Here is a 17,521-nt window from a genome sequence, read left to right on the forward strand (position 1 = left end):
CATTTTTGTCATATTTAAAATATAGATTAAATTTGAGATATACTTTTGAAATTAGAGTGATGTGATTTTTATTTCGGGTTTTATTTTTTTAAAGGCTGGGGTGTCTTTTTGGAAGTTTGGAAATGCTTTGGTTTAAAAAAATATTTTGTAAGGATGTTTTATTATTAAAGTTTAATTTTATATTAGCCATCTGGTTGGGTCTATTTTTAAACTTTTCGTTCTTTATAAAAATTCAAGATCTCACCCCTTATTCAGGTGTCAAAAGTTTTCTGTTTTTGATGGCTTCTATATTGGTGGTTATCTTTACATATAATTTTATATTTCAGATTTTTAACTGGCGTTGGTCAGCAAAACCCATTGCGATTTTTCTGATCTTAATTGGCGGATTTGCATCCTATACCGTAACTTCACTTGGTGTATGGATTACTTCTGATCAAATCCAGAACATGATGCAAACCAACTTTACAGAAGCACGAGATCTTTGGTCTTGGTATCTTTTGGTTTGGGTATTGGGAATGATCATTCTCCCTATTTTTGTTGTTGCTATGGTTAAAATTAGACTTGAAACCAAGCCTTTTATTTTTCAAATTACCAGAAAAATTCTAACTGCTGTTGTTTCTTTATCCATCGTCATCATTATGTTGTTTATTTTCTATGTCGATTTTGCCGCTATTTTTCGTGAAAATCGCAGCTTAAAAGGAATGATTTCACCACAAAATATGATTGCCTCTTTTGTTTCATATTACAAAAAGAAAGCGCCCAAAAAGAACCAACCCTTAATCATTTATGGTGAAGATGCAAGGCTTTTACAGCGCGAAAATGCATTACCCAAGCTGATGGTGCTTGTGGTGGGTGAAACAGCCAGAGCTGAAAATTTCTCTTTAAATGGATATAACAAACCTACCAATCCAGAAATGGCTCAACAGGACATCTTGAATTTCTCTAAAGTGAGTTCGTGTGGCACGGCAACAGCTGTTTCTGTTCCATGTATGTTTTCTGGAATGCCCCGTAAATCCTATGACGAACGATTAGCCATTCGTAGAGAAGGATTACTCGATATTGCGCAACGTGCTGGTTATCAGGTGACTTGGATTGAAAATAATTCAGGCTGTAAAGGTGTCTGCGATCGGGTTGAGATGTTTAAGATTGCAGAGCCGATTCAGAAAAAGTGGTGTAAAGGTGGGGAATGTTATGATGAGATTTTAATTGATAGTTTGAAATCCTATCTAGAATCTATTCCTCAGGGGGATACTCAGCCTCGTTTGCTTGTATTGCATCAATTAGGCAGTCATGGCCCAGCGTATTACAAGCGCGTCCCATCCCAATTTAAAGTTTTTAGGCCCACATGTGATACCAATGCCATTCAGGGGTGTAGTCGAGAAGCTTTGCTAAATACCTATGACAATACTTTATTATATACCGATTATGTATTGAGCCAACTTGTTGAAACTTTAAAATTAAATACACAGTTTGAAACAGGCTTATGGTATTTGTCTGATCATGGGGAATCCACGGGTGAAAGTGGTATGTATTTACATGGTGCACCTTATATGATTGCACCTGAACAGCAAACGCATATTCCGATGATCATGTGGTTTTCTACGCTTTGGAAACAGTCTAATCCAGAGCAGATAAAATGTTTGTCAGAACAAAAAAACAAACAATTGAGTCAGGATAATTTATTTCCAACCATGTTAAGTTTACTGAATATCAAAACGAAAGTTATCAATGCTGAAATAGATATGCTAGCAGCTTGTTCATATATAGATAATAATGTGAATTAAATAGATGGATATGTGTATTTTTGTGATGTGGTATTTATTTCAAGGATAAGTGTGTGGTAAAAATAACGGCTTCACGATATACATTCCTCCAGTGAAATATTTATATCGTCATCCCATTCATTTTTCGAAATGTTTGGGATTTTTTAAATGAGTCATCATTAAATCGGGGTTGATATCTGATTAAAGTATTTATTTTGATGGGTATATTAACTAGATTAGAAGTGACTGTAAGAGCTATAAGTTTAATGAAAAATTTTATTTTAACCAGTGCGGCTGCAATTGTAGCTATATGTTCTACACATAGCATGGCCGCAGATTTTATTGCTGGTAAAGATTATACCGTGGTTCAAAATCCAGTAAAAACATCAGCTCCCGCCAATACAATCGAAGTGAGAGAATTCTTTTGGTATGGATGTTCTTATTGCTTTAAATTAGAACCGCATATGCAGTCTTGGTTAAAGACCATTCCTAAAGATGTTTACTTTCTGCGTACACCAGCGGCAATGAATCCAATGTGGGAACAGGGTGCTCGTGCATATTACGTCAGTGAAGCGCTAGGTGTGCGTAAACGTACCCATCTACCATTATTTCACGTCAATTTTTCAGGTAAGCAACAGGTTTTACAAAAAGAAGCTTTTGCCAAGTTTTTTACTCAATATGGTATTCCTGAATCAAAATTTAACAGTACCTATGATTCTTTTGCAATTTCGGCAAAAATTGCAGAATCAAACCAATTGGCGCAAAAATATCAACTTACCGGCGTTCCAGCTGTTGTGGTAAATGGTAAATATATTGTCCAAGGTGGGGATAATAAAGTTATTCAAGTTGTTGAATATTTAGTGAATAAAGAGCGTAAGGCTCAGTAATTTTGGTGTATAAATCGATGGCAGACCTATAAAGTTTATGCCGTAAATCAATAGCGTAAGTAGGTGTTGTCAGTATGGTTGCGACAACACTTCTTCGTTCATGAAAGTGTTCAAGATTTAAAATAAAATGCCGAGATCAGTGCAGCATAATTTTATCGCGACATGGTCATCGTTTCTTAGGATTCATTATAGAACTGACTTCTTTACACTAGAAATTAATTCTCTTTGAAGGTCTCATTCAATGCTTGTTGCACAGCATCCACGCGTGATTTACACGCTTTGTAGGCTGTCATTGATTCTTCAACAATCTTCATCAGATTATCTATATCAGGCTCATCTTGCATTTCAAGTAGATCGGCATTCTTTTTTAATAGTTCGTAACCTTCCTTAAAGCTTAACTCTTTCTTAGTCATGATCAATTACCTCATTTACATTAGCATGGATATAGCCATCTTGCATTTCAATGGAAATTGTCGAATGCACCTGATGGATTGAGCGAACGGCTTTATTTTCACAACGGACAATGCCATAACCTTTTGCTAAAACATTTTTAGGATTTTGCAATAATGTTTCCCGCATTAAAGATTCAATATGTGCCGAAGCGGTTTTAAGTTGTTGTTTGGCAAAGTATTGCAGTGTTGATTTGGCAACTTGAAGGTGTAAATTACTGGCACTGATTTGATTCTCAGCCAGTGATTTGATGATATTCATCAGCTGATCATTTTGACTTTGATAGGCTGTAATCTGATGTTGAGACAGTAGTTTGATGGTTTGTAGATGAGTGACGACATCTTGTGAGCGTTCTGCAATCAGATTCCGAATTCCTGCAATGACTTTACTGGGTGTATCAAAGGAACGATGCGCAATCTCATCTAAAATGGTTCTGTCTTTTTCATGCCCAATTCCCACCCAGATAGGGACTTTGCGTTTACATAGCAAGGCAGCCAGATCATAGTCATTTAAATAAGCTAAATCGTTGACTGCACCACCACCGCGAATGATCACGATCAAATCTGGTGGTAAGGTATAATCTTTTGCCCATTGGCGTAGCCCTGAGCTTAAAGACTCCATAATACTGTGTGCGGCAGTATTCCCTTGAAAGGTTGCGGTGTGATAAACAAAATGACAGACACCAACTTGATGTAATGCATCGGCATCTTTTTTGAAATCACCTAAACCTGCTGCATTTTCTGGGGCTATCACCAGTACATTTTCAATATCAAATGGTGTTGGTAGTTGTTTATTCAGATGTACCAATCCTTCACTGCTTAATCTAGCTAAGATCTGCTGATAACGTTTTGCGATATCGCCCAAGGTAAAGCTTGAGTCGATATCTTCAATATTGACCGAAAAACCATATTGAGGATCAAAACGAGCCTTAATTTTAATCAGTACATTTAAATCTTTTGAGAGTTCAATACCACTTTCGCGCTCAAATTTAAGCACCATTTTAGCCGCAGTGAATTTCCAAATTGTGGCTTTACAGCTTGCGATGACTTTATCGGTATCTTGTTCTTTTTCAGCCAGTTCAAGATAGTAATGCCCACCTTTAATATTTAAATTCCGAATCTCGGCTTTGACCCATACTGGCTCATCAAAAGACAGGCGAATGACTTCCTGTACCGCTGAGAGATAATCGCTAAGAGAGAATTGAGGTTCGGACATTGGATTGAGTGATAAAGGGGACAGCACTATAGTAGCAAATAGAGTCAGCTGATAACAAATCAGGCCTAAGATGTTGAAATTTGTGCTTTAGGTCGGCAGATAACGCATCTACAGCGTATTCGTGTTGAATCTTGTAGATGCGAATGAGTCGTCATGCTTTAAAGAGATTTATTCCATTTCAAGACTTTAAATAATCCAAACATAAACATGATCCAAACCGGAATTAGAATTACAGACTCTTTAAAGCCTTGGGTCCACATGATGTACAGAATCATGACAATAAAGGCGAGAACCAGATAGTTGCTAAGTGGCGAGAACAAGGCTGGAAATTTTACAGTCTTGCTTTCTAATCGAACGGCACGCTTAAATTTTAAATGAGTAAAGCTAATAATCGCCCAGTTTAGAACCAAGGCAGCGACAGCCATATACATCAGATGGCTGAGCGCTTGTTCTGGCACAAAATAGTTCAGTAAGACACAGCCAAAAATCAAGATAGAAGAAAAAATCACTGCAGGCATTGGTACGCCTTGCTTGCTGACTTTGGCAAAAATCTTAGGCGCATTACCTTGTACCGCCAATCCAAACAACATACGGCTATTGGCATACATGCCGCTGTTATACACCGAGAGTGCTGCGGTCAGAATAATAAAATTGAGTAAATGCGCGGCCCAATCAATGCCCAATTGACTGAAAATCATCACGAAAGGACTCTTGTCTAAACCACCCAGATCAAGTTGATTCCAAGGAATCAATGACATGATGATTGCCAGCGATGCCACATAAAAAATCAAGATTCGGAAAATCACTTGATTAATTGCTTGAGGAATACTTTTTTCTGGATTTTCAGCTTCAGCTGCAGTCATACCGATCAATTCAATGCCGCCAAAGGCAAACATTAAAAAGGCCAGCATATAAAACAAGCCTGAGAAGCCATGTGGAAAAAAGCCACCGTGTTGCCATAAGTTAGTGAAACTTGCAGTCGAATCTGCTCCAGCGGTCAGTAATAGGTACAAACCAAACAGGATCATTGAAATGACAGCAACAACTTTGATAATGGCCAACCAGAATTCAGATTCGCCATAAAACTTCACATTGCCCAGATTTAAGCAGGTGACGACAATGAAGAAAAATAAAGTTGAGATCCATGCAGGTATATGTGGCCACCAATAATGGATATATTTGGCAATCGCTGTCAGCTCAGTCATTGCCACTAAAATATAAACCACCCAGTAATTCCAACCCGATAAGAAGCCAGCAAAGTTCCCCCAATATTTTTGTGAGAAATAGCTGAACGAACCTGCTACAGGTTCTTCTACAATCATTTCACCCATTTGTCGCATGATCAAAAATGCGATCAAACCGACAATGGCATAGCCCAAAATAATCGAAGGGCCTGCGGACTGAATTGCCTGAGCTGAACCTAAAAATAGGCCTGTACCCACAGCACCACCCATCGCAATCAATTGGATGTGGCGGTTTTTTAATCCACGTTTTAATTGGGGAGAGGAATTACTCAAAATACGCTGCGCTGAACAAAAAAGAAGTGATTGTAATGGATCGCGAGGGGATCGACTAGTTTGGGAAGAGGAATAGGCTGTGATTTTATAGACCTATTTAGGTGGGGATATTTTTTGATCAACCTTATTAGATAAATCATCTACTGGTATTGAAAATCATAGCCATATAGTGACTTAGTTATCTATTAATTTAAAAAACCACACATAATTATTCTTTTAATTAAAGTGTAATATTATTTATACACAATACATGCCTGTCTGTATTGTGTATAAAAAATGTAGAAAATGTATAAAAAATATTTAATCCTTCCTCTGATTCTACATTCAGGTCTTAGCTATGCAGAAGATCAGGTGAGTCAACAACAGACTAGAGATTATCTTTCGCAGAAACAGCAGATTGATCAATTAACACAATCCGCTGCACCTTTTATCCAGTTGCAACAGACGAATGTTGATTCAAGTTATCCTTGGTTACAAAAAGAACCGATATGTTTCGGCATCACGACTTTAGACGTTGATGTTCCAAGCACACATCCCAGTATAAAAACAGCAGATTTTAATCGTATCTTTAAAGAACTAAAGTATTCAGACAATAAAGTTCTAGGTCGATGTATTGGTGAAAAAGGGCTTTCAGGTCTTGTGAATTACATCAATGAGCGACTGGTGCAATTGGGTTATGTGTCAACTCAAGTCATCGTACCTGAACAGGATCTTGCCACAGGACATTTACGCTTAACTTTAATCCCTGGATTGATTGGGGAAATCCGACTTAAAAACAGTAAAAACCAAACTTTGAATTATCCTTTGCCCATGCATGCAGGCGATATTCTTAATATTCGTCAACTGGAACAAATTCTAGAAACCTTTGCCCGTTTACAAGGCATGCAGACCAGTTTTGATATCTTACCCAGCCAAAAAAGTGGTGAAGATGCAGGTTATAGCGATGTTGAGATTGTATGGGAGATTCAGGAGCGGAACTTTATCACTGCTGGATTGAATGATGCAGGCAGTAAAAGCTCTGGAAAATACCAAGGCTATGCCAGCTATGCTTTAGAAAACCCACTTAATTTTGCGGATAGCCTTTTTGTTTACTATACCAAGTCACTCAATGACTGGAATGCCGACCATACCGATTTTAATAATGTCTTTGTTTCCTACGAAATTCCTTATCAAAACTGGCTGTTTAATATCAATGCCAGTCAATATACCAATACCCAAGAACTAGAAGGCTTTGATCAGTGGTTTGATTATAAAACTATTAACAAGGATTTTAACTTCCAAGCACAACGCGAACTCAGCCGCAGTAAATCCTACCGTCTCTCAGGCTACGCACAACTGTACCGAAAATCGGCATCCAGTTTTATTGAAGATGTCGAAATTGAAGTACAACGCAAACGGACTGCAGGTTGGGAGCTTGGCAGCAAATACCAGCTACGCCTTGGACAGCAAACCATTAATGCTCAATTTAGCTACCGCAAGGGTACAGGCATCTTAGGGGCCAGCCAAACTGCTGAAGATATTACGGGTGAGGGTGATTCTCGCGCAGGGATTTGGAATGCTGCTGTTCAATATGCAGTGCCATGGCAGACCGCTAACAATAACTTTATGTATCAACTGAACTGGCAAGGACAGTGGAGTCCGCAGAAAGTGGTCAGTCAGGAGACTTTTAATATTGGTGGACGCTACAGCATTCGCGGTTATCGACCTGAGCAAAGCATCGTGGGCAGTAATGGACATTATTTACAACAGACTGTGCATTGGCTCAATCCCATTCCTAATTTCTCACTCTACGCAGGGCTAGATCAAGGGTTGGTGACAGGTGAAGGCACTCAATATTACTCCGACCGTTATCTATTAGGCAGCGTGGTGGGGCTAAGAACTCAATTCAAACATATCAATGGCGAGTTTTTCGTGGGTCGGGGGCTGGTTGCACCTCAGCATATCCAGAAAGACCTCATCACTGGTTTTAATCTCTCATTTAACTATTAAGCAAATCTATTCATAGAAATATAGGTATAAAGATGAATAAGCAATTTTACCGCACAAAATTTAACGCCAAACTCGGGACTTATGTCGCAGTATCTGAATTGGCAAAATCCCATCAGGGCGATACCTCCCCACGTATCAAAGCTTCAATCCACAATAATGATGTGACAGGCTCAGGCATTGCAGCAACTGGGCAACGAACCTTAAAACAATTGGTACTGGCGCTTTCAGCCTTGATGGCGATTAGTCCGATTTATGCCAATGTTGTGGTGAATAATAATGCAGCAGCTGCGCATAAAGCGACCGTGCTCAAAGAAGGCAATGCAGCCAATGTCTGGATTACGGCTCCTTCAGCATCAGGTGTGTCACGTAATAGCTATACCCAGTTTGATGTCAATCAAAATGGCGTGATCCTGAATAACTCACGCGGGGCAGCAACCAGCCAAATTACCAAAACATCCATTGCAGCGAACCCAAATCTGGCAAAAGGAGCTGCGACGACTATTGTGAATGAAGTGGTTTCAAGCAACCCAAGCTTATTACAGGGTAATCTTGAAGTCTTAGGATCACGAGCAAACGTGGTGATTGCCAACCCAACAGGCATAACAGTGAATGGTGGTGGGTTTATCAATGCCAATCAGGTCACGCTCTCTACAGGGGTACTGGGTTATAACAGTGATGGTTCAATTAAAGACCATACCGTTAAACAAGGTGCAATCACGATTAATCCAGATGCGAATAACAGAGGCTTAGGTGGCAATGCCAATAATCCTGTTGCATTAGAATTACTAGGTCGCTCCATTGTCATTAATGCACCAGTCAATGCCACAACCATTACTGCTGTTACAGGGGCAAACACAATTGCGACTGATACGGATGGATTTACTACAACGACAGGAACAGGGACAAAACCCACAGTTGCGATTGATGTCGCACAGTTGGGAGGGCTCTATGCAAATAGTATTTTTTTATATGCTAATGAAGCAGGGGTAGGGGTAAACAATGCGGGGATAATCCAAGCGCTAAATAATGTAGTGCTGAATAGTAATGGTAAAATTGAACATAAAGGGACAATCAGTTCAACTAGCAAAACTCAGGGGCTAGTGAGTATTAATACGACAGGTACAGGAGTTGCAGGAGACATCAACTCATCTGGAAGTATCAATAGTAATAGTATGATCAGTATTGATTCAGGTAACAACCTGAATGTAAATGCCAAAGAAATTATGGTCAACCTTGGAGGTGTTACAGCATCTCCATTATTGATCAATGTCAAAGGTAATTTAAATTTAGCTGCGAATAGCCGAATTTTTAATGATTCACAGAGTGGGGAGTTATATGTAGATGCAGCGAACATCAATTTAGCTACAAACTCTGGTCTTACAAGTAACCGTGCTTCCGCATATATCCAGTCGCAAAAGGATATCGTTACAGCCCAAGGTGCAAGATTAATTGCAGCACAGGATTTGAATGTGTCGGGTAAGGGCAAATTATCTTTAACAGGCAATACGCTGTATGCAACTTTAGGTTCTATCAACTTACAAACAGACTCATCTAATACCCAAGGTTTAATTGATATTCAAGCTGGTACTATCTATGCAGGAAAAGACTTAAATTTATACAGTACGGGCGATATTAACTTAAAAAATTTAGGTTTGGCTGTAGAAAATTCAGCGAGCCGGGTAAAGAATATCAAAGTCAATAGTGGGCAGAATTTAAAATGGGATAATACTGGTATTGCTTTGCCGCAGATTACTGGGAAAGTTCAATTAGATGCAGCAAATCAACTTGATTTAGTTGGCAGCACAATGTCCAATAAAGAAGACATCTCGCTACAAGCCAATAAGATCAATTTGGGTACAGCACTGAGTTCTCAAAAAAATATTAATATTACATCCAAAGTCAGTGATCTTAGCTTAAATACCGCCTTAACAGCACAGGGTGATATCAATGTTTCTGTGTTAGTTGGTGGTATCACGGTTAATAGCTTACAAGCCACATCGACTAGTGGAAAAATTTCAATACTAGCGAAGAAAGATTTATTAATTAACTCGCCACAGATGGTGGTTCCTAAATGGCCTACTGATCAGTTAACTACTAATGTAATAACTAAAATCAGTGGGCAAAATGGTATAGATTTAGGCTCTATTGGTGATGGTAGTGTATCGATCATAGCGAGTGGGTTAGAAGCAAAGCAAGGTGATATTCAGATCATTAGTGGTAATGGTTTGAATATATTACCTAATTATGATGTTCGAGTTAGTGCTGATGATTGGTATGAAACTCCAATTAGAAGCTCATTGAATGCACTCAGTATAGGGATTAACAATAAAAAAAGTGACTTAAGGATAGAAGAAGCTGATGTAATAACAACTTTGGGTAACTTGTCTTTAAATAGTGAGGGGAAAACAAAATTAAGAGCTGTTTCATTGAATTCTAAGGGAAATCTAGAGTTATCTTCTAAGGATAATTTAACATTGCAAGCAGTGACAGCTAACTCTGATAAACATATGGCATTGAATAGCCAAAAAAATATTTATCTGAATAGTGAACAAGGTTCTACAGCAACAGCAATCATTTGGGATTCTTATGGTTTACTTAATTTAAAGGCTGCTGGACTATTATCATTGAAAAGTAAAGGATCGCAAGCTCTTAATTACATCAATCTGAAGGGGGGGGCGATCAATATCGAGACAGAAGGAGCATTTAACGTAAATAAGGATGTTCAACTGGACTCATCAAGAAATATATTATTTAACCAAGAGGCCAATAAATTTTTAGCGAGTGATCCTGAATTAAAAAAAATACAAGGGAATCTTTCTATTCAGACAAATGATTCACTTATACTCGATCCAGAGAAAATTAAAATCCAAGGAGATAATAATATTGAATTTATTTCAAAAAAAGGTGATTTACAGTTATTAGGATATAGTGGTAATAACGGTAATGGTTCTGAGAAAAAAATTGTTCTTGGAGGTGCAGGAGATATTAATTTAGAAGGAAAAAAAGTAGAAGTTCAAGGGGCTTTTATTTCTGGTAGAAATATAAATGTTGTTTCTAGTGAGGGTGATATTAGTATTGATGGAGTTAAGAATAACTTTAATAATTATGTAAGTAAAAAATATAGCTCTGAATTATTTGAAAAAATTTTTAACTTGACAATGATCTTGTCAGGGACTGAAGTTTCCAAAAAATACAGTGCTTCAAAAATAAATCAAATGCAAGAAGAATTAGAGGATCTAAAAAGCGCCGCAAACTTTTTAGAAAATGGAACGAATGGATTCGAACATGCGGAAAGTACACTTAGAACAACTCTAGGTGATGGAAGTATTAATCTTATTTCTAAAAAGGGCATAAATATTACTGGAGCTGCGATCCAAGCTGGATATGCTGGGAAAGTAAATATTGAAGCTCAAGGTGTAAGTGATAAAATTTATAAGTCTACAGTCTTAAATAAGAATAACCAACCTGTGAGTATGAATGCCAGTATTATTATATCTGGACATAATGATTTTTATGATCAGGGGAGAGATACAGACCCTAACTATAAAGCAATTTCATATGTAAGCCCTACTACTATTGAAGGTGCTGATATAAAAATAATAACAGTAGGAAATAGCATAAGTGATAACCTTGTACTTCAAGGAGTGGGTATTTCTGCAAAAAATGATGTAAAGATTGAAACGAAAAAGAATATTTTATTTGATGTTGCACTTGAGCAAAGTTTTGATCGTTCTACGAAAGTTCAAAAGAAAAGATCGTGGGGTGGGTTAAAGAAAAAGACAATCACAACTGTAACAGAGAGTGAGCTACTAAAACCCGCTTCAGTTGATATTGAAGCAAAAAATATTTATATAGAAAGTAAAGAGATAAACCCACAAAATAGTATAGAAATTTATGGTGGTAGGCTCACAGCGGGTGGAGGAGTAATTTCAATTCGTTCAGGTGGAAATTTGAATTTTTATACAGCTCCAGAATCCTCCAAAACAACTGTTGATGTAAATAGTAAATCATCGGTTATGGGAATCAAATATAATAGTGCAAAGACAAATTCAACTTATGATGTAGTAACACAAATACCAACAAAATTAGTTGCTGATTATATTGGTACAAAATCAGGCTTTGATACGCGATTAGTAGGCACTGATTTTGAATATTTGAAAGCTGCAACTATAGAATCTGGAGGTAAGATTTTTATTGAACCTGCTATTACGAATATTTCTACTAAACTAAAAAAAGAGAGCAATTCAGTCGTATGGCAATCTATGCAAGACAAGGGTTCAATCACCGAAACAGCAAAACTTCCAAGTTTTAATGGGCCAGTTGCACCAACGTTTATTGCCAATGGTGGACTGACTGTACAAGTGCCAGTTATTTCTGGTCAGAATAATGATGTTCGTGCGGAAGTGATCAAACTTTCTAACCAGCCTGGTAATGAATATCTGAAAGATCTTATTGCCCGAAAAGATGTGAATTGGGAGGCGGTAAAACTTGCTCAAGAGAATTGGGATTATAAACAGCAAGGTTTGACAGGAGCTGGTGCTGCGATCATTGCTATTATCGTAGTAGCCGCGACTGCTGGTGCTGGAGCTACAGCCGTAGGTGCATTAGGTGGTACAGCATCTACTTTGGGTGGATCGGCAGTTGCAATGAGTCAGGCAGCAATTACGACTCTAGCGACACAAGCGAGTGTAAGCCTGATTAATAACGGAGGGGATATTACCAAAACTTTAAATGAGCTAGGTAGTAAAGAATCGGTAAGAGGTTTAGCCACAAGTATTGTAACTGCAGGTTTATTGAGCCAAGTAAGTACAGCTTTAAACCTTAAGCCTGATAGTACTTATTTTCCTGATCGTTTAATGAATAACTTTACAAGTTCTATTGGCTCAACTTTAGTACAGACAGCGATTAATGGTGGAAATTTACAAGATAATCTCCAAAAAGCCTTATTAGCTGGATTGGCAGGTGCGTTACAAGGTGAATTAGCGAGTCAAATTGGAAATAGTTTAGATAAAGTTGATCCTAATACATTTGAATATGTTCTTCATAAAGTTGCTCATGCTGCTGCTGGCTGTGTAGCAGCGGCTGCAACGAAAGCTAGTTGTGAAGCAGGCGCTATTGGGGCTGGTGTAGGAGAAATCGTTGCAGGATTAATGCCTGATCCAGCCAATGGCATCGAATACACAGATGCAGAAAAACTAAAAATCCGGAATATTGGTAAATTGGTTTCAGGCACTGTCGCAGCATATGCTGGTTATGATGTAAATACTGCTGCTAATAGTGCTGATACTGCAATTCAGAATAATTCTTTAGTTAAATTAGCAACCACGACTGGTAAAGTTTTAGTTAAGACTTTGGATGAGTTTAATGCATTAAGAAAAGCAGGAAAACAAGTTACAAAAGATGATATTGTGGCATCGCTAAAGAAACAGAGTGCCGATGAGCTGATAGGCATTGCAGATGATTTATTAGCAGTATTTGGTAGAGGTACCTCATCATTTGACCGTGCTTTAGCGGCAATAGACTTAATTGTTGGAACTGACTTAAAACCTGGTAAGGGAGATTCACTGAAACTTGCGAAGACTGAGCTTGATAAATTAAAAACAGATCGTTCTTTTGTTCAAACAGTTTACCAAAATAAAATTGATGTTATTACACGCAATAGATTGAATGGTAAGGAGTTTGAAACGAGCGCTGCTAGTAAGTTAGGAATACAACGTAATACTGATCGACAAATGATTACTGTTAAAACAGAAAAAGATGGACAGATCAATATTATTCCAGATGCTTTTGGGGATGGTGGTACATTAGTTGAGTTCAAAAATTTAAAGTATATTACTGATACAAAACAATTTAGAGGCTATGCAGCGACTAAAAAACCTGTGAAATTAGTGATTAATCCAGATACAAAATACTCAAGTACGATTGAGCAAACGATTAGAGAATCTAAAGGAACTATTTATACATTTGATCAAAAGACACAAGCTCTTAAAATATTAAAAGATTTCAGTTAAATTTAGGAACATCATCGATATGAAAATTAGTACTGCCATTCGTACAAATATTTATACTCATCAGAATTTAGCTGATCCAGAGAGTTTTTTCCGGCGCGTAAAGTTTAGGTGTGAAAATCACCCTGAATTAGTTCCCGAAAAATGTGGTTTTTGGGAGCCGTTTAAAATTAAATTCTCTCCAGACATCATTGAAACATTAATTCCTGATGACCGTGGTGGACAGGCTGGTAGCCTGTATTGGTCTAGAGCTAAGAAAACCAAAGCTTGGGGAGCCTTTAGTGTTCCTATGCATAGTAACATGCATGCTAATGAAGTAATTCATAGTGAGTTACAACAAACTGATCAAAATAAGCTAACCGAATATGTAAAAAAAGTTTGTCTAGAGTTTAATGCTGACTTAGCTATTATTGATATAGAGGTTAATGATACTTGGAGTCTTGCTAACCCACATATTGGTGGAGTTGAGCCAACAACGGATCAATTGCGTAATTGGCTACCTGATATGTATTGGGGAGTCGTATTTGGTAAGCCATATATTGATTTGTGGGGAGAGAAATTATTATTAGATGCACCAGCCTTTAAAGTTGAAAAATTATCAGAAGAATTAATTTTTATACAATTAACAGAAAGTATTAGTGATGTTGTAGAAAAAACTGAAGAAGTTCGAATTAAGCGTGAAGAAGTTAAGAGTTTTTTAAATAACTATGTATTTTATACGCCAGATAAAGGATACAGATCTGGTAATACTTTATGGTTTTTTTCAGGGAGATCTGAAAATGATCTAATTCGTATTCCAAAAGTAGAATATAGCACTAAAGTCTTTAATATACCGCATTTTAAACTTGAAAATTCAGTGCAACATGTTGAAAGTGATGATATTCAAAATGAACCTAAAAAATTAAATCAATCTAGACTCATTGACACAGATATGTGGAAGGTTGCTTTATCACAGGAATGGTTTGTACAAGCTTATCCTGAAGAAAAAGCCGACTTATCAACTGGAACAGTTGAAGAAATTAGATTTTTTTATCAGCTAGAGTATTATGATTCACCAATTGAAAAAGAGTTGTTTATTGGTGCATGGGATAGACCTGACCAAGGTAAAGAAACTCGTCAGGAGTATGCTGAATCTAGTATTCAAGATTTGATGGAAAGCTATCCGCAAGCGGTATCAGAATGGCAGACAGTAGAAAGTAAGATTGAACATTTTGAAGAATATTCAGTGGTTTATTTGGATCAAACAGACCAACAGGATTTCAACTCATTTCGTATTGCAATTAAATTAATTATCTTCGATAGTTACTTTGTTAAGCTGACTTTTATGGATTATTGGTGTAACGATTTGAATGAATCTAAACAAATCTCTGATCCAATTTTTAGTTCGTTTCAGGTTAAATAATTATTTATAATTTATATGATTTTAATTGGTAAGCTCTTGATAAAGTAAGAGCTTACTTACTTGTGCTTATGTTTTGATAAAATAAAGAAGACATTTATCATCCAAATTTCAGCAAAGCTTAGCAAATAATAATATTTCATGTGAAATTTCAATCAGCATAGACTCATCCAAAGATAAATAACAACAACGTATTTATCAAAAGAATCAATTTTTCATTCGGATGTTTTCTTTGGATTGGCAGTATATACAGAGTGTGCTGCCGCAGTTCTATGCGGCCACCCTCATGACCTTAAAAATCTCCTTCATTGGTATTGTGTTATCTATTTTATTGGGGCTGATCTGTAGTGTGATTAGCACTTATCAGGTTCGAGTACTGAATAAAATTGTCAAAGTCTATATCGAGGTTTCCCGCAATACACCTTTGCTCATTCAGTTATTTTTTCTGTACTACGGCTTGCCCAAGATTGGCATTAAACTCGATGGATTCACCTGCGGCGTAATTGGTCTAACTTTTCTAGGCGGTAGCTATATGGCAGAAGCCTTTCGTGCAGGCTTGCAGTCAGTTGCGCAAGGGCAGATTGATTCTGCCCGAAGTGTGGGATTAAACGCTGTTCAAGTTTTTCAGTATGTGGTGTTTCCGCAAGCATTGTCATTGTCTATTCCAGCCATTGGTGCGAACTGCTTATTTCTAATCAAAGAAAGCTCGATCTTGAGTGCCATTGCAGTGGTGGAACTTCTGTTTGTGACCAAAGACTTGATTGGGATGGATTACAAAACCACAGAGGCTCTATTTCTATTAATCATCGCCTATCTGATTATCTTGTTACCTGTTTCGGCACTAACAAGTTATCTGGAATACCGCAGTCGGAAGGTGAGCCATGGGACTTGAGTATTTATTTCAACCGAGCCATATCGAACGTTTGCTGTATGGTTTGTTGCAAACCATCGAAATTGCCTTTCTATCCGTGTTTTTATCCGCCATCTTCGGGACAATTTTTGGGGTGATCATGACCTCAAAAAATATGCTGGTTAAAATCCTGTGCCGTTTCTATCTGGAAACCATACGGATTGTGCCCATCCTCGTCCTTTTATTCGTTTTTTATTTTGGTTTTGCGACATGGTTTAACTGGCAGTTGTCATCGTTTTGGGTCTGTATTTTTGTATTTACCTTATGGGGAACTGCGGAAATGGGCGATCTGGTTCGCGCCTCGATTACTTCGATCGATCAGCATCAACGTGATTCTGCTTATACCGTAGGTTTAAATCATGTGCAGGCATTGATTTACGTGATTTTCCCGCAAAGCCTAAAAAGAGTGACACCTGGAGCATTGAATCTGTTTACCCGCATGATCAAAACCAGTTCATTGGCGGTACTGATCGGGATGGTGGAAGTTCTGAAAGTGGGGCAGCAGATTATTGAAAACTCATTATTGACCGTGCCAAGTGCATCACTGTGGATTTACGGTTTCATCTTTATTCTTTATTTCCTGATTTGTTATCCATTATCGCTTTTAGCAGCGCATTTAGAAAAAGTGTGGGAGAACGCATGACTTTGTTATCGATACAGCATTTACATAAGTTTTATAAACAAAGTCATATTTTGCATGGCATTGATTTGGAGGTACAACAAGGTGAAGTGGTGGTGATTTTGGGGCCATCTGGTTGTGGAAAAAGTACCTTGTTACGCTGTATCAACGGATTGGAACCGATTCAGGAGGGGGAGATTCATCTCAAAGATGTGGGTGTGCTGGGGCAGGATTTGCCATGGGATAACGTGCGCCAGCAGATCGGCATGGTGTTTCAGAACTATGAATTATTCAAGCATATGAATGTGATTGATAACATTTTGCTGGGCCCGCTAAAAGCACAAAAGCGTCTACGTGCGGAAGTAGAACAACTGGCAGATCAATTGTTACAGCGTGTGGGTTTGCTCGATCGTAAATACGATTATCCCTCCAATTTATCCGGTGGACAGAAGCAGCGGATTGCGATTGTTCGAGCTTTGGTGATGCAACCAAAAGTGATTTTACTGGATGAAATTACCGCAGCGCTTGACCCTGAAATGGTGCGGGAAGTCCTAGATGTGGTGCTGAAATTGGCACATGAAGGCATGACCATGCTGATCGTCACCCATGAAATGGGCTTTGCCCGTAAAGTAGCAGACCGCATTATTTTTATGGATAAGGGCAAGATCATTGAACAAAGCTCGCCAGAAGCATTTTTTCAGCATCCGCAGACGGAACGCGCCAGAACCTTTCTCAATATTTTGAATTATTAAAAACGATAAGAG

11 protein-coding genes are annotated in these 17,521 nt (G+C 37.9%); 8 read left to right on the top strand and 3 right to left on the bottom strand.

What is annotated here, in order from left to right; translation table 11 throughout:
* The first annotated feature begins 122 nt into the window (after positions 1–122).
* Together A7P55_RS11090 and A7P55_RS11095 are read left to right on the top strand one after the other, a co-directional pair.
* Complete coding sequence (locus A7P55_RS11090) at positions 123–1,784, top strand: phosphoethanolamine--lipid A transferase (RefSeq protein ID WP_171552118.1); 1,662 nt, start codon at positions 123–125, stop codon at positions 1,782–1,784.
* A gap of 245 nt (positions 1,785–2,029) precedes the next feature.
* Positions 2,030–2,650, top strand: coding sequence for a thiol:disulfide interchange protein DsbA/DsbL (locus tag A7P55_RS11095; RefSeq protein ID WP_171552257.1), 621 nt, complete (start codon positions 2,030–2,032; stop codon positions 2,648–2,650).
* A 215-nt stretch (positions 2,651–2,865) separates the two neighbouring features.
* Here A7P55_RS11095 and xseB read toward each other — a convergent pair whose 3' ends face one another.
* The 3 genes from xseB to A7P55_RS11110 all read right to left on the bottom strand — a co-directional run bounded on the left by xseB (position 2,866) and on the right by A7P55_RS11110 (position 5,832).
* The gene (gene xseB / locus A7P55_RS11100; RefSeq protein ID WP_171552119.1) at positions 2,866–3,063 is read right to left on the bottom strand and encodes an exodeoxyribonuclease VII small subunit; all 198 of its coding nucleotides are present in this window, start codon (positions 3,061–3,063) and stop codon (positions 2,866–2,868) included.
* Entirely contained in the window at positions 3,056–4,315 is a 1,260-nt protein-coding gene (gene xseA / locus A7P55_RS11105) for an exodeoxyribonuclease VII large subunit (protein ID WP_171552120.1), read from the bottom strand. The genes xseB and xseA overlap by 8 nt, the downstream gene beginning before the upstream one ends.
* Before the next feature lie 158 nt (positions 4,316–4,473).
* The gene (locus A7P55_RS11110) at positions 4,474–5,832 is read right to left on the bottom strand and encodes an amino acid permease (protein ID WP_171552121.1); all 1,359 of its coding nucleotides are present in this window, start codon (positions 5,830–5,832) and stop codon (positions 4,474–4,476) included.
* 285 nt (positions 5,833–6,117) lie between these two features.
* Here A7P55_RS11110 and A7P55_RS11115 point away from each other — a divergent pair, with 285 nt between their 5' ends.
* The 6 genes from A7P55_RS11115 to A7P55_RS11140 all read left to right on the top strand — a co-directional run bounded on the left by A7P55_RS11115 (position 6,118) and on the right by A7P55_RS11140 (position 17,509).
* On the top strand, positions 6,118–7,821 hold the full coding sequence (locus tag A7P55_RS11115) for a ShlB/FhaC/HecB family hemolysin secretion/activation protein (protein WP_171552122.1): 1,704 nt from the start codon (positions 6,118–6,120) through the stop codon (positions 7,819–7,821).
* A 32-nt stretch (positions 7,822–7,853) separates the two neighbouring features.
* A complete protein-coding gene (locus A7P55_RS11120; RefSeq protein WP_171552123.1) occupies positions 7,854–13,832 on the top strand; it encodes a DUF637 domain-containing protein in 5,979 nt (1,992 codons plus the stop codon).
* Between the two features lie 19 nt (positions 13,833–13,851).
* On the top strand, positions 13,852–15,231 hold the full coding sequence (locus A7P55_RS11125) for a hypothetical protein (protein ID WP_171552124.1): 1,380 nt from the start codon (positions 13,852–13,854) through the stop codon (positions 15,229–15,231).
* A 229-nt stretch (positions 15,232–15,460) separates the two neighbouring features.
* Positions 15,461–16,120, top strand: coding sequence for an amino acid ABC transporter permease (locus tag A7P55_RS11130; RefSeq protein WP_216078026.1), 660 nt, complete (start codon positions 15,461–15,463; stop codon positions 16,118–16,120).
* Positions 16,110–16,781: an amino acid ABC transporter permease gene (locus tag A7P55_RS11135; RefSeq protein WP_171552125.1), complete on the top strand. Its 672-nt coding sequence runs from the start codon at positions 16,110–16,112 to the stop codon at positions 16,779–16,781. Before A7P55_RS11130 ends, A7P55_RS11135 begins: the two co-directional genes overlap by 11 nt.
* Positions 16,778–17,509 (top strand): amino acid ABC transporter ATP-binding protein, encoded by a 732-nt coding sequence (locus A7P55_RS11140; protein ID WP_171552126.1) that lies wholly within the window; start codon positions 16,778–16,780, stop codon positions 17,507–17,509. Before A7P55_RS11135 ends, A7P55_RS11140 begins: the two co-directional genes overlap by 4 nt.
* Positions 17,510–17,521 lie beyond the last annotated feature (12 nt).

The organism is Acinetobacter sp. Ac_5812, from assembly GCF_013072695.1.
GTDB lineage: Bacteria > Pseudomonadota > Gammaproteobacteria > Pseudomonadales > Moraxellaceae > Acinetobacter.